Genomic DNA, 23,918 nt, shown 5'->3' with positions numbered 1-23,918 from the left:
TGCGGCGGCCGGCGGCGCGGCGGCCGGCGGTGGCACCGGGCGTGGCGGCAGCAGCCGGTCGCCCGGATCGGCGGCGGGCCGGCCGACGACAACGCCGACGAGGTCCAGCGAGCCCAGGGCCGCGAAGGTGGTGACCTCGGCCGAGCGCGAGAGCCCCCCGCCGGAGTCCAGGACCTTGGTGACGACACCGATCGGCACCCCACCGGCATAGTCGTTGCTGCCGAACGTCACAAGGCGATCACCCGTCTTCACCTGGAGGGTGGCGTCGTAGAGGGTGAAGGCCAGGCTGCCGGGAGTGCCCCCGCCGGCCACCGCGCCGAGCAGCCTGGTGTTCTCCAGCCGGGCGCCGATGTGGCTGGCCGGGCTGGACACCAGCCGTACCACGGCGGCATGGGCGGTGGCGGTCAGGACGGTGCCGACCAGCCCGTCGTTGTCGATCACCAGCTTGTCCGGGGTGACGCCGTCGGCGCTGCCAGCGTTGATCGTGACCGTCCAGTCCGTCCCGGTGATGTCACCGATCGCTATGACCCTGGCCGGGATGATCGTGTACTGCCCGTGGTCGGCGAGCAGCCGCAGGCTGGACAGTTCGGTGGCCTGCCGCCGCACCTCGTCGTCCTCGGCGAGGCGCCGGCGCAGCTCGGCGTTTTCCGCGGCTAGGGCGTCCGCACGCTTCTGGTACCGGTTGGGATGGGCCAGCGCGGACAGGGTGCGCCCGACCGGACGGGTCACCGCGGTGACCGCCCCCTCGACCCCGCCGAACACCTCGCGCAGGGCACCGCGCACGCCCGACGAGCGCTCGCTCGAACGGTAGTCGATGGTGATCAGGGTAAAGGCCACGACGAGCAACACGATTATGATCACGCGGGAACGCCGGGTGTCACGTCCCACCACCGGCCTCCGTACCTGAAGAGAACCCCCGTACCCGCGGACGGTCAGCGACGGGGCTCGGAGATGAGTACCTGCTGCAACGCCTCGAACTCCTCCACACACTTGCCGGAGCCCATCGCGACCGAGTGCAGCGGGTTGTCGGCTATGTGGATCGGCATGCCGGTCTCGTGGCGCAGGCGTTCGTCCAGGCCGCGCAGGAGCGCTCCGCCACCGGTCAGCACGATCCCGCGGTCCATGATGTCGCCGGAGAGCTCCGGCGGGCACTTGTCGAGGGTGACCTTGACCGCGTCGATGACCGCGTTCACCGGCTCCTCGATCGCCTTACGGATCTCCTCGGCGGTGACGACGATGGTCTTGGGCAGGCCCGAGACCAGGTCCCGGCCGCGGATCTCGGCGCTCGGCTCGTCCGACATCTTGTGCGCGGAGCCGATGGCCATCTTGATCTCCTCCGCGGTCCGCTCACCGAGCATGAGCGAGTACTCCTTCTTGACGTAGGAGATGATGGCCGTGTCCAGCTCGTCCCCGGCGGTCCGGATGGACTGGCTGGTCACGATCCCGCCGAGGGAGATCACCGCCACCTCGGTGGTGCCGCCGCCGATGTCGACCACCATGTTGCCGGTGGGTTCGTGCACCGGCAGGCCGGCTCCGATGGCCGCGGCCATCGGCTCCTCGATGATGTAGACCTTGCGCGCGCCGGCCTGGTAGCCGGCGTCCTTCACCGCCCGCTGCTCGACCCCGGTGATGCCGGAGGGGACGCAGACGACCAGCCGCGGCTTGGCGAAGTGCCGGCGCCGATGGACCTTCTGGATGAAGTAGCGCAGCATGCGCTCGGTGGTGTCGAAATCCGCGATGACGCCGTCCTTGAGCGGACGGATCGCGACGACGTTGCCGGGCGTGCGGCCGATCATCCGCTTCGCCTCGGTGCCGACGGCGAGGATGCCCGTCGTGGTGGTGTTTATCGCGACCACGCTGGGTTCGTTCAGGACGATTCCGCGGCCACGGACGTAGACGAGGGTGTTGGCGGTGCCAAGGTCCACGGCCATGTCACGGCCTAGGAACGACAGCGAACTGGACATCGTCGGATGCCGGCCTTCCCGGGTGTGGGGTCTGGGTGCGCACGCAGGGTGTGCGGGGTGTACAAGGCAGGCGGTGTCCGTAACGATCTCGTGTCCACTGCTTGTTCGACGGGCCCCATCCACTAGTCCAGTAGTCCGGCAATCCAGTAGAGACGCTGTTGCAGACACCAAAGAGCGTGAACCGGGCCCCTCGAGCCTGCCATGGGTGTGCGGGACACGTGGCGCGCGACGGTTCACGCACCACGCCGGGCCACCGGGGCTGTCAGCCCCGGCCCGTAGGATCAGTTCTAACACTCGGAGTAGCAAGAATGCTACCCGAGACAACCCGATGAAGGCACCCGGAGTAACAACATTACGTAACCCTCACGAATGTAACCCGCGTGAACCAGACCTGCACGGAACAGGACCCGTCCGCCGGGTGTGGCGTGCCGGCGGGCGGCACGCCACCGGCACGCCACACCGACGCAGCCACACCCGTTCCGCGTCCTCAGGGCCGGAACGGCTCCCCGGGCCGGGCGGGGCCGGCTGTCAGCTGAGCCCCGGGAAGAACAGGTCGATCTCGCGCTTGGCGGACTCGGGCGAGTCCGAGCCGTGGACGAGGTTCTGCCCGATCTCCAGGGCGTAGTCGCCGCGCAGGGATCCCGGGGCGGCCTTGACCGGGTCGGTGGCGCCGATCAGGCCGCGCACCGCCTCGACCGCCCGCGGGCCCTCGGCCACCAGCGCGACCAGCGGGCCGGAGACGATGAAGTCGACCAGCTCGCCGAAGAACGGCTTGGCGGCGTGCTCGCCGTAGTGGGTCTCGGCGACCGAGCGCTGAAGGGTGCGCAGTTCAAGGGCGACCAGGGTCAGCCCCTTGCGTTCCAGCCGGCCGACGACCTCGCCGACGAGGCCACGGCTGACGCCATCGGGCTTGACCAGAACGAGGGTGCGTTCGACGGACACGGAACTCCTTCTCATAGCTGCTCATAGCTGCTCGCGTGGACAGCCGCGGTCCTCCGGCGGCTGCTGTGGACCTTATCCACCGCCACGCCACGTTATCCACCGCCACGCCACGTCCGGCCCACCGGCAACATCTACCAACGGACATCCGTCAGCCAACATCTGTCGGTCCGCATCTGTCGGCCCGCATCCGCTGGCACACATCTGTCGGCCAACATCCGCCGTGGCCGACATCCATCGACCAACAGATGCCGGCCGGCGTCCGTTGGTCAACGCCTGCCGGCCAACCTACCCGTCAGCGGCGCAACAGGTGGCGAGCCTCACCCACCGTCACCAACGATCCGGTCACCACGACCCCGGCACCGCCGAGGTCACCGTCCCGCTCGGCCAGCCGGACACCGGCGTCGAGGGCGTCGTCCAGACGGGCGGCGACCTCCACCCGGTCGGGGCCGAAGACGTCCACCGCGGCCGCCGCCAGGTCGTCCACGGGCATCGCCCGCGGTGACCCGCTCTGGGTGACGACGATGTCGTGCAGCACCGGCTCGAGGGTGGCGAGGATGCCGGCGGCGTCCTTGTCGGCGAGTATCCCCACGACGCCGACGAGGCGGCCGAAGCCGAACGCCTCGTCCAGCGCCTGGACGAGCGCCCGCGCGCCCGCGAGGTTGTGCGCGCCGTCCAGCAGCACCGTGGGTGAGCGGCGGAGCACCTCCAGGCGCCCCGGGGAGTCGGCCTGGGCGAAGCCGGCCCGCACCGCCTCGATGTCCAGCCGCTCCCGGCCGCCGCCGAGGAAGCTCTCGACGGCCACCAGCGCGCACGCGGCGTTGTGGGCCTGGTGCTGCCCGTACAGGGGCAGGAAGAGGTCCTCGTAGACACCACCGAGACCACGAATAGTGATCATTTGGCCGCCGACGGCGATGGTACGGCCGAGGACCCCGAACTCCAGCCCCTCCCGCGCCACCGTCGCCCCCACCTCGGCGCACCGGCGCAGCAGCACCTCGGCGGCCGGCAGCGGCTGCTGGGCGAGCACGACGAGCGCGCCCGGGTGAATGATCCCGGCCTTCTCCGCGGCCACCGCCTCCGGGGTGTCCCCGAGCTCCGGATGATCGATGGAGACCGGGGTCACGACCGCGACCCCGGCGTCGATGACGTTGGTCGCGTCCCAGGTCCCGCCCATCCCGACCTCGATGACGGCGACGTCGACCGGCGCGTCCGCGAACGCCGAGAAGGCCATCGCGGTCAGCAGCTCGAAGAAGGTGACCTTCTCCGGATGCCGGCCGTCGACGAGCTCCGCGTAGGCGATGACGTCGTCGTAGGCCCGGGTGAAGACCTCCGGCGCGGCGACCCGGCCGTCCAGGCTGATGCGTTCGGTGACGCTCTCCAGATGCGGGGAGGTGTACCGGCCGGGCCGGATCCCGAACGCGCGCAGCAGCGAGTCCGTCATCCGGGCGGTGGAGGTCTTGCCGTTGGTCCCGGTCAGGTGGATCGACGGGTAGGCCCGCTGCGGCTGGCCCAGCAGATCGACCAGGTCGCGCATGCGGTCGAGGTCCGGGAGCATGCGGTGCGGGAAACGTCCGGCCAGGGCCTTCTCGACCCGGGCGAGGCCGCCGTCGTCCGCCCCGCCGCCGCCCGTCCGGTTGTCGTCCGCTCCCACCTCAGGCCGACTTCTCCTGGCGAGGGGTCCGCTTGGACGAGGTGACGTCACGGTCGCGCGGCACCAGCGTCGGGTTGACGTGTTCCAGGACGACCTCGCGCGTCACCACGGCCCGGGCGACGTCCTTGCGGCTGGGGATGTCGTACATGACCGACAGCAGGACCTCTTCCATGATCGCGCGCAGCCCGCGGGCGCCGGTCCCGCGCAGGATCGCCTGGTCCGCGATCGCGTCGAGGGCGTCCGCGGTGAAGTCGAGGTCGACCCCGTCCAGCTCGAACAGTTTCTTGTACTGCCGGACCAGTGCGTTCTTCGGCTCGGTGAGAATGCGGATCAGCGCTTCCCGGTCGAGGTTCGAGACACTGGTGATCACTGGCAGACGGCCGATGAACTCGGGAATCATCCCGTACTTGAGCAGGTCCTCCGGCATGACGTCGGAGAAGACGTTCGCGGCGTCCGGATCGTCCTTCCCGTGCAGAACCGCCCGGAATCCCAGGGATTTCTTGCCGACGCGCGAGTCGATGATACGGTCAAGCCCGGCAAAAGCTCCACCGACGATGAACAGGACGTTTGTGGTGTCTATCTGGATGAATTCCTGGTGGGGGTGCTTGCGACCGCCCTGGGGCGGCACGCTCGCGGTCGTCCCCTCCAGTATTTTCAGCAGCGCCTGCTGAACCCCCTCGCCGGAGACGTCCCGGGTGATACTCGGGTTCTCCGACTTACGCGCGATCTTGTCGACCTCGTCGATGTAGATAATGCCGGTCTCGGCCTTCTTGACATCGTAGTCGGCGGCCTGGATGAGTTTGAGCAGGATGTTCTCGACATCCTCGCCCACATAGCCGGCCTCGGTGAGCGCCGTCGCGTCCGCGATCGCGAACGGGACGTTGAGCATCCGGGCGAGAGTCTGCGCGAGCAGCGTCTTGCCGCACCCGGTGGGCCCCAGCAGCAGGATGTTGCTCTTGGCGAGCTCCACGTCACCCTTGGCGTCGCCGCCGGCACCCCCGGCCTGGACCCGCTTGTAATGGTTGTAGACGGCAACCGAAAGGGTCTTCTTGGCCTGCTCCTGGCCGACGACGTAGCTGTCCAGGAACTCGTAGATCTCGCGGGGCTTCGGCAGCTCGTCCCACTTGAGATCGGAGGATTCCGACAGCTCCTCCTCAATGATCTCGTTGCAGAGATCGATGCACTCGTCGCAGATGTAGACACCCGGCCCGGCGATGAGCTTCTTCACCTGTTTCTGGGACTTGCCGCAGAACGAGCACTTGAGCAGGTCGCCGCCGTCACCTATGCGTGCCACCGAGGACTCAGTCCCTTCGTCCAGACGATGGTGTCGCCTGCAGCTCAGGGGCGGTCTGGCCGCCCAGTCGTCGCCTGTCTGTTACTATCCTGCCCGCGTTACCGACTGTTGCACATGGCCGGCGACATCGGGCTGATGGCCGTCACATCCTCGTGTGGGGACCGTACCCCGTACAGACGCCCGGTGAGAGCTCTATCGCGCGGCTCGCGGGGATCAGCCTACGGTCCGGCGGCCACATCTCCAGACGCCCGCGCCGTACGGATTGCGCCCAGGCAGGCCGTGCGCACGGCCGCCACCGCGCCGGCCGGCCGGCCCTCTGATCACCCGCCGCCCGATACACCCCTGACATCGCGGGGAAACAGCCCCGGAGGCCCCCACGGACAGCCGGGAGCGACACGACCGCACGCCTTGCGCGCACCCCCGGGCAGCCGGCAAGGCGCGGCGCTCCGGGCCGGCGGGGCCGGCCCGGAGCCCGCGCGGTGCCGGGCTCCCCCGGTCCTCCGGGGGGCGGAAGCAAGGCGGTCATGGTTTTCGCCGCGCCCGCAGCCGTCAGCGGGTGGCCGACTGAGTGGCCGCCAGCCGGGAGGTCTTGCGCGTCGAGATGACCTCGTCGATCAGCCCGTACTCCTTGGCCTCGGCCGCGCTGAGGATCTTGTCCCGCTCGATGTCCCGGCGGATCTCCTCCTCGCCGCGGCCGGTGTGCCGGGCGTATATCCGCTCCAGCAGCGCGCGCATCCGCAGGATCTCCCGGGCCTGGATCTCCAGGTCGCTGGACTGGCCCTCGCCCTGCCCGGACGGCTGGTGCAGCAGGATACGGCTGTTCTCCAGCCCGAAACGCTTGCCCGGGGTGCCGGCGGCGAGCAGCACCGACGCGGCCGATGCCGCCTGCCCCATGCAGATCGTCTGGATGTCGGGCCGGACGAACTGCATGGTGTCGTAGATCGCCGTCAGCGCGGTGAAGGACCCGCCCGGCGAATTGATGTAGATCGAGATGTCGCGGTCCGGATCCTCGGACTCCAGGAACAGCAGCTGCGCCATCACGTCGTTGGCGGACGTGTCGTCGATCTGCACACCCAGGAAGATGATGCGCTCACGCAGGAGCTTCTCGTAGGGATCGAGAGCGATCTCGCCCCGGCTGGTCCGCTCGATGACGCGCGGCAGGACGTATCGGCTGACGGGTTGACGGCTGATGTCGCCCTGACCGGTGATCGTCTGGTTCATGTCCGGGTGCCTCCCCGACGGCTTGTGATGATCGGTGGCAGATGTCGACGGTGCGGGCCGAGCGTCCCGCGGGTTCTTCGAGCCGGCCCGGCGGTGGCCGGGCAGGTGTCGGCCGGTTCAGGCGGTCGACGCCCGCCTGAACCGGCCCGGCTCGGCTGGCTCTAGCTGACCGGGCCCTCGCTGGGGACCTGGCGGGCCCGCGAGACGACGTGGTCGACGAAGCCGTAGTCCTTGGCCTCCTCTGCCGTGAACCACCGGTCGCGGTCGGAGTCCCGCTCGATCTGCTCGATGGGCTGGCCGGTGTGGAACGCGATCCGCTCCTGCATCATCCGCTTGGTGTAGAGCATCTGCTCGGCCTGGATCGCGATGTCGGACGCGGTACCGCCGATACCGCCGGAGGGCTGGTGCATCATGATCTTCGCGTGCGGCAGCGAGTAGCGCTTGCCCACCGTGCCCGCGCACAACAGGAACTGGCCCATCGACGCGGCAAGGCCGAGCGCCACCGTGGCGACGTCGTTCTCGACGTACTGCATGGTGTCGTAGATCGCCATGCCGGCGCTGACCGAGCCGCCGGGAGAGTTGATGTACAGGAAGATGTCCCGGTTCGGATCCTCGGCGTTGAGCAGCAGGAGCTGGGCGCAGATCGTGTTGGCGATCTGGTCCTCGACCACCGAGCCCAGGAAAATGATCCGTTCGCGCAGCAGACGGTTGAAGACCTGCTCGTCGAAACTGGCCCCACCCTGCCCCGGCGAGCGCAGCTGCGGGACTGCCAGGCTCGGGGCTGCGATATCACTCACGGTTAGCTCCTCGGCTTCCTCGCGCTGGCGGCGGTTGATCTGACCGGCTCGACACTATCTGTGACTCGCGTCGGTTCCGGGAGTTCACGCTCGATGTTCGCGCTGGGCGTGAGGGCCGGCCAGTCCGAAATCTGATCAATTCGGACATCGGGGTATCATACAGACCTCGGACGGACGACCAACCGGGGCCCCGGAGAGCGGGGTACCAGTCGGTGCGGCGGAATGCCAGCCGGGTGGACGAGGCGCCGGGACGATCCTCGTCCACCCGACGACGGTCAGCTGCCAGGACGCTCAGACACCGGATGCGGGGCCTGCCTGAGTGCCACCGGCCACCTCGTCGTCATCGTGGGCATCGCCGTCAACGTCGTCACCAACGTCGCCGTCCACGTCGCCGTCCACGTCGTAGTAGGCGCTGTCAGCATCGGCGTCATCGTCGGCCACCGGCTCCGGCCGGCGGGGCAGGTCCAGCTCCACCGCGTTGCCCTCGGTGTCGACGACCTTCACCTGCTCCAGCAGGAAGGTGAGGGCCTTGCTGCGCACGGTGTCCGCCATGATCGCGGCAAGCCCCTCGCCCTGGGAGATCTGCTGGGCGAAGATCTCCGGGCTCAGGCCCGCGCGCTGCGCCCGCCCGATGATCTGCTCCATCAGCTCGCCCTGCTCGACGCCGATCTGCTCGACGTTGATCACCGCGTCCAGGATGAACTGGGAGCGCAACGCCCGCCCGGCCAGCCGCCGGATCTCGTCGAGGTACTCCTGCTCGCTCTGGCCGAGTGACTCCAGGTAGGAGGCCCGCTCGAGGCCGAGCCGCTCAAGCTCGTGCGAGAGGCGGTGCTCGCGGGCCTCGACCTCGCTGTCGAGGACCGAATCCGGCACCGGCACGTCGAGCCGCTCGATCAGGTCGTCGAGGACGCGCTCCCGGGCCTGGTTGAGCTGGCCGAGCCGGACCCCCTGGCCGAGGCTCGTCCGGACGTCCTCGAGCAGTTCCGCCAACGAGTCGAACTCGCTGGCGGTGGTCGCGAAGTCGTCGTCGAGCTCGGGCAGCTCACGCTCCTTGACGCCGCGGACGGTCGCCGTGACCTCGGCCGCCTTCCCGGTATGCTCCCCGGCGAGCAGCTCGGTCCGGAACGTGCGGCTCTCGCCCTCGGCGGCGCCGGTGACCGCCTCGTCGAGGCCCTCGACGAGATCGCCGCTGCCGACCTCGTATGACAGGCCAGCGGCGTCGGCACCCTCGACGGTCTCCCCGTCGACGGTCGCGGTCAGGTCGAGCGAGATGAAGTCACCGGCCTGGACCGGCCGCTCCACCGGCCTGAGGACGGCGAACCGCTCACGCAGCGTCGTCAGGTGGGCCTGGACCTGCTCCTCGGTGACCTCGGCAGCGTCGACGGTGATCTCAACGGTGTCGTACTCCGGCAGGGCGATCTCCGGGCGGACGTCCACCTCGGCGGTGAACACCAGCGGGGCGCCGTCGGCGAACGAGCTGATGTCGACCTCGGGCTGCGAGAGGACGTCGACCTCCTCCTGGCGCACCGCGTCGGTGTAGAACCGGGGCAGTGCGCTGTGGATGGCCTCCTCCAGGATCGTCCCCCGGCCGAGGCGCTGGTCGAGGATGCGCGGCGGCACCTTGCCCGGCCGGAAGCCGGAAACCCGGACGTCCCGCGCGAGTTTGCGGTAGGCGGCGTCGACAGAGGGCTTGAGCTCGTCGAAGGGCACCTCGACGGTCAGCTTGACCCGGGTGGGACTAAGGGTTTCCTTGGTGGCCTTCACGGCGCGGCTAACTCCTGATGCGGCGGTGGATCGGATGGACGCGCCGAGATTACCGGTCGGGGCGGGGAGACTCGAACTCCCGATCTCCTGCACCCAAAGCAGGCGCGCTAGCCACTACGCTACGCCCCGTGGCGTTGCTCCTCCATCCTACGGGGTAGAGTCTCTGGAACGTCCCGCGGGTGTAGCTCAATGGCAGAGCCCCAGCCTTCCAAGCTGGCCATGCCGGTTCGATCCCGGTCACCCGCTCGTGCGCGCCGCCCCTGGTCAGGGCCACACCCCGGCCAGGACGTCGATCTTTGTGGTACGGCGATCCTTGTCGTGTCGTCGGCCCGCGCGGTGTCCGGCCCGGTTCGTCGGGCACGATCGGATGCACCATGACGCTCGCCGACCGCCTGCCCCCGCATCCCGACCCCGACAGCATCTTCGACGCGTTCACCGAGTGGACGCGGGAGCAGGGGCTGACCCTGTACCCCGCCCAGGCCGAGGCCCTCATCGAGGTGGTGACCGGGTCCAACGTCATCGTGGCCACCCCGACCGGGTCCGGCAAGAGCCTGGTGGCCGCCGGCGCGCACTTCGCCGCGATGGCCCACGGCCGGCGCAGCTTCTACACCGCGCCCATCAAGGCGCTGGTGTCGGAGAAGTTCTTCGCCCTGTGCGCCACGTTCGGGCCGGGCAACGTGGGGATGATGACCGGGGACGCCGGCGTCAACGAGACCGCCCCCGTCATCTGCTGCACCGCCGAGATCCTGGCCAACATCGCCCTGCGGGACGCGGCCGCCGCCGGCGTGGGGCAGGTCGTGATGGACGAGTTCCACTTCTACGCCGACCCCGACCGCGGCTGGGCGTGGCAGGTGCCGCTGCTCGAGCTCGCGGACACGCAGTTCATCCTCATGTCGGCGACCCTCGGGGACGTCCGCCGGTTCGAGGAGGACCTGACCCGCCGGACCGGGCGGCCCACCGCCGTCGTCCGCTCCGCGCAGCGTCCGGTGCCACTGTTCCACCACTACGTGACCACGGCGCTGCACGAGACGCTCGAGGAGCTGCTGAGCACCCACCAGGCGCCGGTCTACGTCGTCCACTTCACCCAGGCATCGGCGCTGGAACGCGCCCAGTCGCTGATGAGCATCAACGTGTGCAGCCGCGCGGAGAAGGACGCCATCGCCAGGTCGATCGGCGACTTCCGGTTCGCCGCCGGGTTCGGCCGGACGCTGTCCCGCCTGGTCCGCCACGGCATCGGCGTGCACCACGCCGGCATGCTGCCGAAGTACCGCCGGCTGGTGGAGCAGCTCGCCCAGGAAGGGCTTCTTAAGATCATCTGCGGCACCGACACCCTGGGTGTGGGGATCAACGTGCCGATCCGCACGGTCGTGTTCACCGCGCTGTCCAAGTACGACGGGACGCGGACCCGCCACCTGCGCGCCCGGGAGTTCCACCAGATCGCCGGGCGGGCCGGCCGCGCCGGTTACGACACCGTCGGCACGGTCGTCGTGCAGGCGCCCGAACACGTCGTGGAGAACGAACGCGCTCTGGCCAAGGCAGGGGACGACCCGCGCAAGCGGCGGCGGGTCGTCCGCAGGAAGCCCCCGGAGGGGTTCGTCTCCTGGGGCCCGGCGACCTTCGAACGGCTGGTGGCCGCCGAGCCCGAGCCTCTGACGTCGAGCTTCGCCGTCAGCCACGCCATGCTCCTCAACGTGATCAACCGGCCGGGCGACGCCTTCGCCAGCATGCGCCGGCTGCTCACCGACAACCACGAGCCCCGGCCCGCCCAGCGCCGGCACATCCGCCGGGCCATCGCCATCTACCGGGCGCTGCTCGCCGCCGGTGTGGTGGAGAAGCTCGCCGTGCCGGACGAGACCGGGCGCACCGTCCGGCTCACCGTCGACCTGCAGCTCGACTTCGCCCTCAACCAGCCGCTGTCCCCCTTCGCCCTGGCCGCCCTGGAACTGCTCGACCGCGACGCGCCCGGCTACGCGCTGGACGTGGTGTCGGTCCTCGAGGCCACCCTGGACAACCCCCGCCAGGTCCTCTCCGCCCAGCAGTTCAGGGCCCGCGGCGAGGCCGTCGCCCAGATGAAGGCGGACGGCGTCGAGTACGAGCAGCGCCTCGAGCTGCTGGACGCCGTCACCTACCCCAAGCCCCTCGACGACCTGCTCGGCGCCGCGCTCGAGACGTACCGGCGCGGCCACCCGTGGGTCGCCGACCACGAGCTCGCGCCCAAGTCGGTGGTGCGGGACATGTACGAACGGGCCATGACCTTCGCCGAGTACGTCGGCTTCTACGGCCTGGCCCGCTGTGAGGGGCTGCTGCTGCGCTACCTGTCCGACGCCTACCGGGCCCTGCGGCAGACCGTCCCCGAGGAGGCCCGGACCGAGGAGCTGACCGACCTCATCGAATGGCTGGGGGAACTGGTCCGCCAGATCGACTCAAGCCTGCTGGACGAGTGGGAGCGGCTGCGCAGCCCCACCCCGGACGGCCCGCCCGTACGCGTCGACGCCGCACCCCCGGCGCCCCCCGCGATCACCGCCAACGTCCGCGCGTTCCGGGTGCTCGTCCGCAACGCGCTGTTCCGCCGGGTGGAGCTGGCCGCGCTGCGGCGTTACGACGACCTCGGCGCGCTCGACGCGGACGCGGGCTGGGACGCCGACCGGTGGGCGGGTGCGCTGCGGCCGTACTTCGACCTCCACGACGAGATCGGGACCGGCCCCGACGCCCGCGGCCCCGGATTCCTGATCATCAACATCGAGCCGGGCCGCTGGGCGTTGCGGCAGATCTTCGCCGACCCGGCCGGCGACCACGACTGGGGCATCAGCGCCGAGGCCGACCTCGCCGCCTCCGACGAGGCCGGCACCGCCGTCCTGCGCGTCACCGCCGTCGACCAGCTCTGATCCGCTTCGTAAGCCGTCCGGCTACCCCCATGCGGGGTGATCCCGAAGGCGTCCGAGGTACTGACCCCCGACCAGTGCGCACCACACACCACCCCACCGGCAACCCCATCCGACCAGCAACCCCACCGTCCCCACGCTCCGAGTTCAGCCCATGCGAACGAGTGTGTAAGTGGCTGTCCCAGCAACCACTTACACACTCGTTAACCACTTACGTGCTCGTTCCCACGAAAAGGGACACGTGGGGGGCGGGGAGGGGTGCGATCATGGTGCGGAGTCGCGGGACTCGGCGTCGCGGAGCATGGTGCGTACGCGCATGAGGGCGAAGCCGAGCAGGTTGCGCCCGGGCCAGGCCGAGGGCTGGTGGGCGCGGCTGTCGTCGGCGGCCAGGCCGATGCCCCACACCCGGTCCAGCGGGCTCGCCTCCACCAGGATGCGGTCCCCCGTGCCGAACAGGTAGTTGCGCAGCGACGGATGCTGGGAGAACTTCGCCGCATTGCCCTGGACCACGATGTCGAAGCAGTGCTCGTTCCACACCGTCTCGTCGAAGCCGCGGACCTGCCGCCCGTGCTTCTTCGCGGCGGCGGGGTCGGAAGTGGCGAGAACGCCCCGCGCGGCAACAAGATCGCCGAATAACCGGGCCTTGCCTTCCATCATGAAGTGCTCGGCCGTGGGGTAACGCACCCCGTTCACAGTGAAGGCGGACGGCCACCACTGGCTCAGGCATCCCGTACCGACGCCGCGGGCACCACCGCGCGGTGACCGGTGACCCCAGAAGAACAGAAGATCCAGTTCCTGCCCGGCCTGTTCCAGCAGGACCAGGTCCTCGACCTGGGACACGCTCTGCGGTGTGGCTGGTCTCTCCGGTGTGGTTGGCGTGGTCGGTATGGTCACGGCCCTGATGGTCGCACGAGCGGCCCGGCCATCAACAGCGCTTCAACAGCATTCGTCCCAGCGCGAACCAACCCGAGCCCAACCAGGGCGGACGTCCAGCGCGAAAACCGCGGAACCGGCCGGCCGGCCGGCTGCCACGAAGGCTCTGACCGCCACGGATACTTACTGATCAACTACCGTAGACGGCTGATCGCCGTGGGCATCGGCCGCTGTCAGCACTGGTTACCCTGAGCACCTGTTGTCGATCCAGTCGGCGAGCTGCCCCCGGAGCTCAAGATTCCCGGGGTCGCGCGACACCTGGTCGGCGAGCTGTCGGACGTTCCCGTCCGGCGCGAGATCGCGGACCGTCAGGGCGACCAGCCGGGCCACGTCCACGCTCGCGCGCACGTCCGCCGTCCGGGCCTCGATCTGCGAGCAGAGCGCGTCGGTGCCGGCTCGCCTGGTCTCTTCGGACACCGCGCCGCAGCCAGCCAGGCCGACGGCCATCACCACTGCGGCGGCCGTGCCGGCCAGCGCGCCGACCGCCCGGCCGCGCCGGGCACGCCCGGGAAGCCTGGCTCGGCCGGAAGCCTGAGCGTGGCCGGAAGGCCAGATGTGACCGGAAGGCCAGATGTGACCGGGAGGACGGGTGTGACCGGGAGGACGGGTGTGGTCGGGAGCCGTGGTGGGCATGATCCGGTCTTCCTCCTGACGTTCGGCAGGCCGCCGGCTCCTGGCGCCCTCGCAACCGGCGGTCGTTGGCGGCACACGTTGGCGGCACAGCGGGCGGCATCGTGAGCGGCGCTGTCGCGGACGGTGTCCCAGCCGATCGTAGCGATCGGGGACGATCTGTCCGCCGGCACCGGCCACCAGCCCGCGCACCGGACCGCGGGCCGCGCGCCACGCGCCACGCGCGCCACACACCGGACACCGGTCCACGGGCACCGGTCCACGGACACCGGTCCACGGGCACCACTGTCGTCGGCGCCGGTGTCGACGGACTAACGTCGGATGCTGTGCGGGTGGCAACCTGGAACATCAACTCGGCGAAGGCACGGCAGGCCCGTCTGATCGAATGGCTGGACCGGGCCCAGCCGGACGTCGTGTGCCTCCAGGAGACCAAGCTCTCCGACGCGGCCTTCCTCGAGCTCTTCGACGAGGATCTCTTCCGGCGCGGTTACCGCGTCGCCCATCACGGTGACGGACGCTGGAACGGCGTCGCGATCTTCTCCCGGCTCGGGCTCGACGACGTCGAGGCCGGGCTCGTGGACGGCCCGGGCTTTCCCGCGCCCGAGCCGCGAGCACTGGCCGCGACCTGCGGCGGCATCCGGATCTGGTCACTGTATGTGCCGAACGGACGCGCGGTCGACGACCCGCACTACGCGTACAAGCTCACCTGGCTCGCCGCGCTTCGCGCGTCCGTCGAAAAGGTCCTCCCGGCCGCCCCGGTGATCGCCTGCGGCGACTTCAACATCGCTCCGACCGACGCCGACGTCTGGGATCCCGCCGCCTTCGCCGGCGCCACGCACGTCACCGACGCCGAGCGGCGGGCGCTGCATGAGCTGACCGGCCTCGGCCTGGTCGACGTCATGCGCAGACGCTGGCCGGACGAGCAGGTCTTCACCTACTGGGACTACCGGGCGCTGATGTTCCCGAAGAACATGGGCATACGCATCGATCTTCTCCTCGCCAGCGACAACCTGCTCGACCGGGTACGCGCGGTGTGGGTCGACCGGCAGGCCCGCAAGGGCACGGGCACCTCCGACCACGCGCCGGTGATCGTCGACCTCGACGAGGCACCGGACGGCGACATCGGCCCGATGGTCCCGCCTCCGTCCCCACCGCGGGCGGCCGGCACCCGACGCCGCGCGCCGGGCAGCCCGGGACGGATGGAAGCGGGACGAACCGCGGCGGAGCCGGACGCGGCAGGCCGTCACCGCGCCGGCCCGGACACCCCCGGCCCGGACGCCACCAGCCCGGACGCCCCGGAGGCGGGCACCCGGGATACCCGGACGGACTGACCGCCGCGCCACGGAACGGAAAGACCCGGCCGCGGCACGGCGGTGACAGCTCGGTGATGAGCCGGTCCGGTGGCGCCGCGGACCGGCCCGGCGCCACCGGGCGGCAGGCCGCCGCCGCGGTCAACCACCCGCGGTCAGTGGCCGGCGTCCGTCTCAGCCCTCGACCGTCAGCCCTCGACCGTCGGCGTGTGCCCTGGCTCGTCCGAGTGGCTCTCCGAGCTGTCAGCCGGCCCGGCGCTCGGCAGCACCGAGGACGCGCCCGGGCTGACCGGGATGCGCGTCCCGTAGGCGGGTGCGAGCGCGCCCGCGAGCCGGACCGAGAGCACGCCCTTGTCGTAGGTCGCGGAGATCTGGTCGGCACCCACTCCCTCCGGCAGGTTGAACTCGCGGTGGAAGGCACCGTACCGGCGTTCCCGCACGACGACGTGCCCGTTGTCACTCTCACGGCCGTCGGCGCGCTCACCGCGGATGACCAGCCGGCCGCGCTCCAGCTCGACCGCGACGTCCTTCTCGATGTCGGCACCGGGAAGCTCGAGGTGAACAACGACGTCGTTGCCCTCGGTAACCACGTCCGCCAACGGAGCGAAGCCGAGGCGAGGCGCCCGCGCCCGCTCGGAGGCATCCCAGCTGCGGCGGACGATCTCGTGGAACTCGCGGTCCAGCCGACCGAAGGCAGCGAACGGCTCCCACAGGTAGGTGCTCATGGCTACTCCCTTCCTTCCAGCCTCGACCCCTGCACCGGTCAACTACCAAGCAACGACTAACATTACCGGATCGGGATCGTCTCAGTGTTGTTGAGTCTAGCAGACTCATTCTTATGAACAAGAAGTGAAGAAGAATAGTTCCCGATGCCGTAGCATCCTTCCGTCCGACCGGCCGTTGCGACCATCCGCCTCGGCGTTACTCCCACCGGCCAGACGCGACAGGGCCGACAGCAGGGCAGACAGGGGCAGACAGGGGCAACGCCGGACGGCCGGCAGCGGAGCAAAAGGCATGGTGCCGTGAGAGAGCGGGAACGCGCGGCGGCGGAACGGGCCGGCCGGCAGGCGGCACGAGGCGGGGCGGCGGAAGCGGCAGGACGGCGACGGCGACGCGGTCACGAGCCGGGCGCGGTCCGCTCAGGCGTCCCGCGCGAGCATCGACCATGCCCCGCCGAGCAGCGCGAGTGCGGTGTAGACACCGAGCAGCGCGATGCTTGCCCCGGCGGACAGGCTCATGGCCGGCGGGTTCACGGTGACGACCGAGACGGCCATCGTCGCCGGCAGGTAGGGCAGGACGCTCTCCTGCAGTTCCCCGGGCAGGAACTGGACGGCGATCTGCAGCACCACCATGACACCGAACAGGACGCCCAGCGCGCCCGCGGTGTGGCGGATGACGGCCGCGACGCCCAGCCCGATCAGCCCGATCAGCGTGAGGTAGGCGGTTGCGCCGAGGACGATCCGGACGATTTCCGGATCACCGAACGAGGCCTGCTGGCCGGTCGGCCGCAGCAGCAGCTGCCCGAGCGCGAAGGCGGCCAGGCAGGCGACGAGCGCACCGGCCAGCACCACCCCCGCGAAGACCGCGGCCTTCGCCGCGAGCACGACCAGCCGGTTGGGGACGGCCGCGAAGGTCGTCCGGATCATTCCGCTGCCGTACTCCGAGCTGATCATGAGGACGCCGAGCACGCCCAGCGCGATCTGGGCCACGAAGATCCCGCTGAGGCTGAGCGCGGCCGGCTCCCCGCCGACGTCCCCGCCCTGGCTGGCAGCCGCCCCACACGCGATCGCGGCCAGGCCGACGGTGAGGACGAAGGCGGCGAACAGGGTCCAGTACGTCGACCGGACGGTCCACAGCTTCGTCCACTCGCAGCGCAGGGCATTACCGAACATGTCGAGAGCTGGCCTCCGGCCGGCAGCCGCGGACGGCCAGCGCGAAGCGGCATGGCCGGGCCGGACCGCGGGCCCGCCCGGCCATGCGCTGTCGACGGGGCCGGTGGGCTCCCAGGACGTGGCGTCCGGAGACGCGATGTCCGAAGAGATGATGTCCGAAGAGATGGCGTCCGAAGAGATGGCGGGTGTGGGTGCGGCGTCCGGGGGCATGGTGTCAGGGCCTCGATCCGACGGTCGTGGGTGTGCCGGGGGATGTGTTGGGGGAGGCGGCCGGAAGGGGGTCCAGCTCGGTCCGGTAGTCGACCGAGTCCCGGGTCAGATCCATGAAGGCCTCTTCCAGGGAGGCCTGCTGGATCGACAGTTCGTGCAGGACGACACCGTGGGCGGCGGCCAGCTCACCCACCGCGGACGCGTCCGTCCCCAGCACCTCCAGGGCCCCGTCCGGCCCGGGCTGCACGCGCACGCCCGCCAGGTCCCGGGCCAACAGCGTTGACAGTTGCCCGGCCTGCGGCGAGCGCACCCGGACCCGGTTGCGCGAACTGCGGGAAAGCAGGTCCGTGACGCTCGCGTCCGCGACGAGCCGGCCCCGTCCGATCACGATGAGATGGTCGGCGGTCAAAGCCATCTCACTCATCAGATGGCTGGAGACCAGCACCGTCCGTCCTTCGGCGGCCAGCTGTTTCATCAACGCGCGAATCCACCGGATGCCTTCCGGATCCAGGCCGTTCACAGGTTCGTCGAAAAGAAGCACGCCCGGATTTCCGAGCAACGCGGCCGCCACTCCCAGACGCTGTAACATCCCGAGTGAAAATGTGCGGATCCGCCGGCGGGCGACTGTGGCGAGGCCCACCATTTCCAGCACGGTGTTCACCCGGGACGGGCTGATGCCGTTACTGCGCGCGATACACAGCAGGTGGCTGGACGCGCTGCGGCCGCCGTGCACGGCACGCGCGTCCAACAGCACTCCCACCTCGCACAACGGTCGCCGGATCGACGCGTACGGCCTGCCGTTGACCCGGATCTCGCCCATGGTCGGCAGGTCCAGGCCGACAACGGCGCGCATCGTTGTCGACTTTCCCGCTCCGTTCGGCCCGAGAAATCCGGTAACCCGGCCGGGAAGGACCTGGAACGAAAGGCCGTCCACCGCGACGACTGATCCGTAGCGTTTGGTCAGCCGATCAACTTCGATCATCTGTCTCCATCCGGACCGTGTACGGACTGCCCCGGTGCCGGCCATGGCCACCGACCGGCTCCTGCCTGAGGAAACCCCAGACGCGGCTACCCGGGATACTCGTTGTCCTCCGGCCGACACCGGTGGCCGGAGGACAACGGCGCCGGCCGCCCGATAGTGCCGGACAGCCGATAGTGCCGGGCAGCCGATCGGCTTCCGTCCGCGACGACTGGTTGCCACCGGCACGGTCGATCAGCGTCGGCACGACTGACAATATAGCCGCATGATAATGTTTTTTATGTGCTTTCCTCCCGTGAAGGTCGGATGTCAAAATATAGCGAGACCACCGCCAATAAGATCATTGTTGGTGGCAGGCGGCCGGCCACGCGTGTCAGGCCGGCACCGGCACCGGCACCGGTCACGGTGTTCCCCAGCGCCGAGCTCTCCAGCGTCGACGTCGCCGCGGCCGGCACCCTGGGGATCAGCCCGCTCGAGCAGCTGGTGTTGCGCGGCGACGGGCTGACCACCACGTCACTGGAAATTCTCACCGGCCGTCGGATCACCGTCCGTGTGCGCCGTCAGCAGCGCCTCCCGCTGACCGTACCGGGCCAGCGCGGCCACGCGGCGGACGCCCGGGGAGGGGACAGCGGCTCCCTGTTCCACGAAGACCCCTGGTTCCACGCAGCGGCCACCCGCGCCCATCGCGACACCTACGCCGACATCGGGTTACGCGACCTCGAGGGCAGCCCCGGAGACGATCTCCTGGTCCGCGAGGTGCTTCTCACCGGTGACAACGGTGTCGTTCACGGGGCGGCATCCGTGCTCGCCATCGTCGACAGGCTGCCGGTCGACGTCGTGCGCGCGCTCGACACCGAGGAGCCGATCGGCAGGCTGCTCACGCGGGCCGCCCTACCGATCGTCCGTGAGCTGCGGTCATGGGGACGGCTGCCGGCCGGCGGCATCGCCACCTGCCTTGGGCCGGGTCTCAGCGCGCAGTCCCAGGTGCCGGCCCGTACCTACCGGATGCGTGACATGCGGACAGGCCGCCCCCTGACACTGATCACCGAGTGGTTCTCCCCCCGCCTGTTCGGCCTCGACCCGAGCTGACGGCACCGGCCGCGCCACGCCGCCACCCGGTCACGCCATGCCGCCATCCGAAGCGAGATGCGTCGTCATGCCCGCTCACGAGCCTCTCGCGGCCCACTCAGACCCACTCGCGGCTCACCCACGGCCCGCCCAGGCCCGTTCACGGTCCGCTCACAGCCCGTTCGCACGGAATATCCATGGCCAGGCCGGTTGTCGCCGAACCGGCCGGACACCGATGACCGGACCACCGGTCGCGCCGACGCGCCGACGCGCCGACCAGCGTGACCGATCGGAAACACGGGAACACAGCAGCACAGGAGCGTGGCGGCGTCGCTGCGGCAAGGGCTTCCTCTACCTATCGCTACTTACTATAAGTGATATAGATCATATTCTTTGCCACTGTAAGTAACGAGCGATCGTCATTAAGCACAACTCGTTTCCATCCGTTACCCTCTGCTTCATCAAGCTCCATCAACGCCGGCCCAGCCGGGCAGCCGCCCTCGCCCGGGCCGGACGCCAAGGACCTGAGGAGGCAACCACGTAATGACGGCGGAGACTCCGGCGAGACCGCCGCGGATGCGACGGGGATCACCACGCCAGGCCCGCACCGGCCTGCCCTGCCCCCCGGCCGACGCCGCTATCTGGAGCCAAGGACTCACCAGGTGCTACGGCACCCGGCGCTCGGTGGACGGGATCGACATCCACGTCCCGATGGGAGCGCTGTCCGGGTTCGTCGGGCCGAACGGCGCCGGCAAGACGACCACCCTGCGGATGCTCCTCGGGCTGATCAGGCCCAGCGCGGGACACGCTTTCGTGCTCGGGCATCCGATCGAGCGGCCCGCCGGCTACCTGTCCAAGGTCGGGGCCATGATCGAAGGCCCGACCTTCCACCCCGGCCTGACCGGGCGGGCCAACCTGCGCATGCTGGCGCGGCTGCGCGGGCTGGGCCCGGAACGCGTCGCCGAGACGCTGTCCATGGTCGGCCTCGCCGGCCGGGCCGACGACCGGTTCGCCTCCTACTCCCTCGGCATGAAGCAGCGGCTGGGGATCGCCGCGGCCCTGCTGCCGCGCCCCGAGCTGCTGGTGCTCGACGAACCGACCAACGGGCTCGACCCGGCGGGCATCCGCGAGATCCGCTGCCTGCTCAAGGACCTGGCCGGAGGGCGCATGACAGTCTTCGTGTCCAGCCACCTGCTGTCGGAGGTCGAACAGATCTGCGACCACCTGGTGATGATCAGAGACGGGCAGCTGCTGTTCCAGGGCCATGTGACCGAGCTGCTCGCCGCCGGGGACCCACTGCTCGTCCTGACTCCCGAGCATCCCTGTGACGCGGTGCGGCTGGCCGCCCTGATGGGCGGCCACGGCCTGCGGGTCGACCCGCCCGAGCGCTCGCCGGACGGCTCGGTCAGCGTGCACGCCCCGGAGGGCTCGGCGGCGAACCTGAACAGGATCGCCATGAGCGCCGGTATCGCGCTGCGGGCGCTGCGGGCGTGCCGGCCCACGCTGGAGGAGACGTTCCTGGTCGCGACGGGGGGAGTCGACGGGGATCTGATCCCACGCAGCCGCAGCTCCCCGGACGTTCCCTCTGAGCTGCTCACCGCCGGGGCCGCCACATCGACCGCCTCGGGACGGGACTCGTGACCGCGGCGCTGCGGGCCGAATGGATCAAACTCGGCCGCACGCGTTTCTTCCTCGGCACGTTGGCGGCCGTCGTCTCGGTGGCCACGCTCGGCGCGGTACTGACCATGCTCTCGGTCGGACGTCGCGACTACGACGGGGTGCCCGTCACCGCACCCGCCATGTCCCGTCCGGACGGGGTCATGCAGGGGCTGGAGGCCGTCAGCATCCTGCTCGGCGTGGTCGGGCTCGCCGTCACCGCCGCCGTCATCGGCGCCGACTACACTCAGGGAACCCTGCGTAACCAGCTCATGGCCCAGCCGCATCGGCTCCGCCTGCTGGCAGGCAAGTGCCTGGCCCTGGCGACGTTCATGGCAACGATGATCGCCGCGGCCACCGTCGTGGCCGTGGCCGCGTCGTTCGTCATGGCTCCGATCCGAGGGGTGGACACCGGCGCCTGGCACAGCCTCGCCGGCCTGACGGAGATCGGCAAGGGCTATCTGAACGTGCTGGCCTCGTCCCTGGGGTACGCGACCCTGGGGCTGCTCGCCGGGGTCGTCTTCCGCTCTCCCGCCGCCGCGGTGTCGGTCGCGGTCGCCTACGCGCTGCCGCTGGAGATGCTGGTGTCGCGGATCTTCAGCCCGGCCGCGAGCTGGCTGCCCGCCCGGCTCATGGACGCCCTGGCCTCGGGTGCGCGGGGATACCAGGTCGGCTACGAAACCGCCGGCATACGCATCCTGATCTTCTGTGCCGTCGCGGCCGCGGTCACCCTGGTGCTGTTCGCGCGCCGCGACGTGACATCCTGACCGGCGCCTGGCCGGGCGCACAGCCCCGGGCGCACAGCCCCGGGCGCACAGCCCCGGGCGCACAGCCCCGGGCGCACAGCCCCGGGCGCACAGCCCCGGGCGCACAGGGCCGGACGCGCAGCCCCGGACGCGCGGGCCGGGGCTGCGCGGTCAGGTGAGCACGGCTCGCAGGTCGATCCGCATCAGCCACTGGTCGAGCTTGAACGGCGGGTACGGCCACGCGATGGCGTCCAGGACCAGCTGGTTGACCGGCAGCCACAGCACCCGCTGCCGCACGTCGACGGCACCGCGCCGCAGGCCGATATAGCGGCTGGACGGCCCGCGCAGGTAGCGCAGCCCGATGTCGATCGGCTGGCCGACCGTGAACGTCATCCGCCTGCCCCGGCCGGACGGGCGGACGGCCCGCACCGTGCCGTCGAGACCGGCGAGCACGACCGCCCCGCTGGCCGGATCGAACACGATGCTGCGGACCAGGCCGCCCGTGTCGGTGCCCGCCACGAAATGCTCCGGCGGGTTCGGCACCCCCCAGCTACGCCACGGCCAGCCGTCGGTCGCCGGGGTGCGGGTGACCAGGCCACGGTTACCGTCGATCTTCGGATAGACCGCGAGCGTCGCCGCGTGCAGCCCGTCCGCGTGGGTGCGGGCGACGTACAGGGTGCCGTTGTCGTCGAAGCACGCGGTCTCCATGCGGGAGCCGTCCACCGCGGCCCGCACCGCGGTGCTACAGGGAGTGATCGTCCCGCTCCCCTGGCCCGCGCCGCCCGCCGAATAGGAGAACTCCTGGACCGGGAAGGGGACCACCCGGTTGTCAGCGGTCCGGCAGTCACTGATCAACACGAAGCGCTCGTCGCCGGCCGTGGACGTGGGGTCGGTGACGACCTCCCGGGGATTGACCACCACCGGCACGCCGAAGACCTGGACCTCCGGGTACTGCCAGGACGCGCGTACCCGGCCCGCGGTGTCCACGACCAGCAGCGCCCCCTGGTCGGTGCCCAGGCTCGAGGACCCGAAGTACTGTGCGATCACCAGGTGGCCGCTGGCCGGCAGCCGGCCGATCGCGGCCGGGCCCCGCGACCACCGCGGCTCCCCGCGGCCTTCGTGCGGAAAGGCGTTCGCGGCCGCCTCCGGCGGCGCGGCCGCCGCAAGCTGGTCGGTCGTCCACGACCGCGTCGGATCGTAGCTCCAGGGCTGGCCGGGAGCGGGACGGCGGATCTGCCCGAGCGCCGGCAGCTCCCCGTACACCGCCGTGTCCCAGCCGAAGTACGACACGGCCGAGACGAACATCACCCGCTCGTCCGGAGCCGAACCGGTCACGATCACGTCGGCGACGTCGGCGCCGCCGACGCCACGGAACCCCGTATCGGCCCGGGGCAGCTGCGTCCGCCCGGTGCTCGACGGCACGACCAGCCGGGTGAAACGCATCGAGCCGGGCTCGAACGCCGCGATCTCCATCCCCGTCCCGGTGGGCTGGGCCTGGTTGTCCGAGAACGGCGTGGTCGCGGTGAAAACCGTCCCGTCGGAGGTGACGGTCGACATGTAGGCGGCCTGACCGGGGCCGAAACCCCAGCCGGGCACGTCCACCGTGACGATCCGGGTGTCCCTGACGCCGTCCTGGGAGCTGTCGAGGTCGCCGAAGCTGCCGGGCGCGCCGAACAGCGCGAGCGCGCCCATGCCGGCGGTATCGCCGTGATCGTAGATACGTTCCGTGCCGAACAGCAGCCTGGCCGTGCCGGCGAGCGCGCCCAGCCCCGCCGTGGTCGCGCCGGCCACCGCCCAGCGGCGGGTCACGCCCCGCCGTTTCGCCCGCGGCCGGTCCGGGCATGCGCAGGTGTCCGTACGTTCATGGCATTCTTCGCATTCCCGCCGTTCCTGATGCTCCCGGTGTTCCTGTCCTGCCGCGTGGGCACCATGGGACGACGGCGCGGGGGCGGCGCTGGCGGTGACCCGCGCGGGCACGGCGG

The 23,918-nt window shown here is 70.4% G+C and carries 19 protein-coding genes and 2 tRNA genes; 6 read left to right on the top strand and 15 right to left on the bottom strand.

Annotated features, from left to right (window positions below; genetic code table 11):
- The 9 genes from mreC to NBX02_RS07195 form a co-directional block, all read right to left on the bottom strand.
- Positions 1–888: rod shape-determining protein MreC (mreC, locus tag NBX02_RS07235; protein ID WP_250290553.1), on the bottom strand; the 888-nt coding region annotated here is incomplete at its 3' end.
- Positions 889–932: 44 nt separating this feature from the next.
- Entirely contained in the window at positions 933–1,964 is a 1,032-nt protein-coding gene (locus NBX02_RS07230) for a rod shape-determining protein (protein ID WP_013872948.1), read from the bottom strand.
- A gap of 528 nt (positions 1,965–2,492) precedes the next feature.
- The gene (gene ndk, locus NBX02_RS07225) at positions 2,493–2,906 is read right to left on the bottom strand and encodes a nucleoside-diphosphate kinase (RefSeq protein ID WP_250285667.1); all 414 of its coding nucleotides are present in this window, start codon (positions 2,904–2,906) and stop codon (positions 2,493–2,495) included.
- Positions 2,907–3,198: 292 nt separating this feature from the next.
- On the bottom strand, positions 3,199–4,554 hold the full coding sequence (locus NBX02_RS07220; protein WP_250285660.1) for a bifunctional folylpolyglutamate synthase/dihydrofolate synthase: 1,356 nt from the start codon (positions 4,552–4,554) through the stop codon (positions 3,199–3,201).
- A 1-nt stretch (position 4,555) separates the two neighbouring features.
- A complete protein-coding gene (gene clpX / locus NBX02_RS07215; RefSeq protein ID WP_250285661.1) occupies positions 4,556–5,848 on the bottom strand; it encodes an ATP-dependent Clp protease ATP-binding subunit ClpX in 1,293 nt (430 codons plus the stop codon).
- Between the two features lie 549 nt (positions 5,849–6,397).
- Positions 6,398–7,069 (bottom strand): ATP-dependent Clp protease proteolytic subunit, encoded by a 672-nt coding sequence (locus NBX02_RS07210; RefSeq protein WP_250285662.1) that lies wholly within the window; start codon positions 7,067–7,069, stop codon positions 6,398–6,400.
- Positions 7,070–7,230: 161 nt separating this feature from the next.
- On the bottom strand, positions 7,231–7,866 hold the full coding sequence (locus NBX02_RS07205) for an ATP-dependent Clp protease proteolytic subunit (RefSeq protein ID WP_250285663.1): 636 nt from the start codon (positions 7,864–7,866) through the stop codon (positions 7,231–7,233).
- A 291-nt stretch (positions 7,867–8,157) separates the two neighbouring features.
- Positions 8,158–9,630, bottom strand: coding sequence for a trigger factor (gene tig / locus NBX02_RS07200; RefSeq protein WP_250285664.1), 1,473 nt, complete (start codon positions 9,628–9,630; stop codon positions 8,158–8,160).
- A 56-nt stretch (positions 9,631–9,686) separates the two neighbouring features.
- Positions 9,687–9,759: transfer RNA gene (locus NBX02_RS07195), tRNA-Pro, on the bottom strand.
- A gap of 46 nt (positions 9,760–9,805) precedes the next feature.
- On the opposite strand from NBX02_RS07195, the gene NBX02_RS07190 reads away from it, so the two are divergent.
- Positions 9,806–9,876: transfer RNA gene (locus tag NBX02_RS07190), tRNA-Gly, on the top strand.
- Positions 9,877–10,004: 128 nt separating this feature from the next.
- The gene (locus tag NBX02_RS07185; RefSeq protein WP_250290550.1) at positions 10,005–12,515 is read left to right on the top strand and encodes a DEAD/DEAH box helicase; all 2,511 of its coding nucleotides are present in this window, start codon (positions 10,005–10,007) and stop codon (positions 12,513–12,515) included.
- Between the two features lie 261 nt (positions 12,516–12,776).
- Here the strand turns inward: NBX02_RS07185 and NBX02_RS07180 are convergent, their stop codons facing one another.
- Both NBX02_RS07180 and NBX02_RS07175 read right to left on the bottom strand, forming a co-directional pair.
- Positions 12,777–13,406 (bottom strand): NADAR family protein, encoded by a 630-nt coding sequence (locus tag NBX02_RS07180; RefSeq protein WP_250285676.1) that lies wholly within the window; start codon positions 13,404–13,406, stop codon positions 12,777–12,779.
- Between the two features lie 222 nt (positions 13,407–13,628).
- Positions 13,629–13,892: a hypothetical protein gene (locus tag NBX02_RS07175; RefSeq protein WP_250290547.1), complete on the bottom strand. Its 264-nt coding sequence runs from the start codon at positions 13,890–13,892 to the stop codon at positions 13,629–13,631.
- A gap of 509 nt (positions 13,893–14,401) precedes the next feature.
- Between NBX02_RS07175 and NBX02_RS07170 the strand changes: the two genes are divergently transcribed.
- Positions 14,402–15,406 carry an exodeoxyribonuclease III gene (locus NBX02_RS07170; protein ID WP_250285674.1) on the top strand — a complete coding sequence of 335 codons (1,005 nt, stop codon included), beginning with the start codon at positions 14,402–14,404 and terminating at the stop codon, positions 15,404–15,406.
- 167 nt (positions 15,407–15,573) lie between these two features.
- Here NBX02_RS07170 and NBX02_RS07165 read toward each other — a convergent pair whose 3' ends face one another.
- The 3 genes from NBX02_RS07165 to NBX02_RS07155 form a co-directional block, all read right to left on the bottom strand.
- Complete coding sequence (locus tag NBX02_RS07165; protein WP_250285673.1) at positions 15,574–16,110, bottom strand: Hsp20/alpha crystallin family protein; 537 nt, start codon at positions 16,108–16,110, stop codon at positions 15,574–15,576.
- 414 nt (positions 16,111–16,524) lie between these two features.
- Positions 16,525–17,487 (bottom strand): ABC transporter permease, encoded by a 963-nt coding sequence (locus NBX02_RS07160; RefSeq protein WP_250290546.1) that lies wholly within the window; start codon positions 17,485–17,487, stop codon positions 16,525–16,527.
- Positions 17,488–17,491: 4 nt separating this feature from the next.
- Positions 17,492–18,469, bottom strand: a complete 978-nt coding sequence (locus tag NBX02_RS07155) for an ATP-binding cassette domain-containing protein (protein WP_250290544.1) — start codon at positions 18,467–18,469, stop codon at positions 17,492–17,494.
- 303 nt (positions 18,470–18,772) lie between these two features.
- Here NBX02_RS07155 and NBX02_RS07150 point away from each other — a divergent pair, with 303 nt between their 5' ends.
- The 3 genes from NBX02_RS07150 to NBX02_RS07140 all read left to right on the top strand — a co-directional run bounded on the left by NBX02_RS07150 (position 18,773) and on the right by NBX02_RS07140 (position 21,957).
- Positions 18,773–19,555, top strand: a complete 783-nt coding sequence (locus NBX02_RS07150) for a chorismate pyruvate-lyase family protein (protein ID WP_250290542.1) — start codon at positions 18,773–18,775, stop codon at positions 19,553–19,555.
- Between the two features lie 522 nt (positions 19,556–20,077).
- Complete coding sequence (locus tag NBX02_RS07145) at positions 20,078–21,175, top strand: ABC transporter ATP-binding protein (RefSeq protein ID WP_250285669.1); 1,098 nt, start codon at positions 20,078–20,080, stop codon at positions 21,173–21,175.
- Positions 21,172–21,957, top strand: a complete 786-nt coding sequence (locus tag NBX02_RS07140; RefSeq protein ID WP_250285668.1) for an ABC transporter permease subunit — start codon at positions 21,172–21,174, stop codon at positions 21,955–21,957. The genes NBX02_RS07145 and NBX02_RS07140 overlap by 4 nt, the downstream gene beginning before the upstream one ends.
- A 150-nt stretch (positions 21,958–22,107) precedes the next feature.
- Here NBX02_RS07140 and NBX02_RS07135 read toward each other — a convergent pair whose 3' ends face one another.
- Positions 22,108–23,913, bottom strand: a complete 1,806-nt coding sequence (locus NBX02_RS07135) for a hypothetical protein (protein WP_250290551.1) — start codon at positions 23,911–23,913, stop codon at positions 22,108–22,110.
- Between the last annotated feature and the right edge of the window lie 5 nt (positions 23,914–23,918).

The sequence above is a fragment of the Protofrankia sp. CiP1_Cm_nod1 genome, from assembly GCF_920888515.1.
Classification (GTDB): domain Bacteria; phylum Actinomycetota; class Actinomycetes; order Frankiales; family Frankiaceae; genus Protofrankia.
Note: the sequence above shows the minus strand (reverse complement) of the source record. Positions and strands in the feature narration are given on the sequence as shown.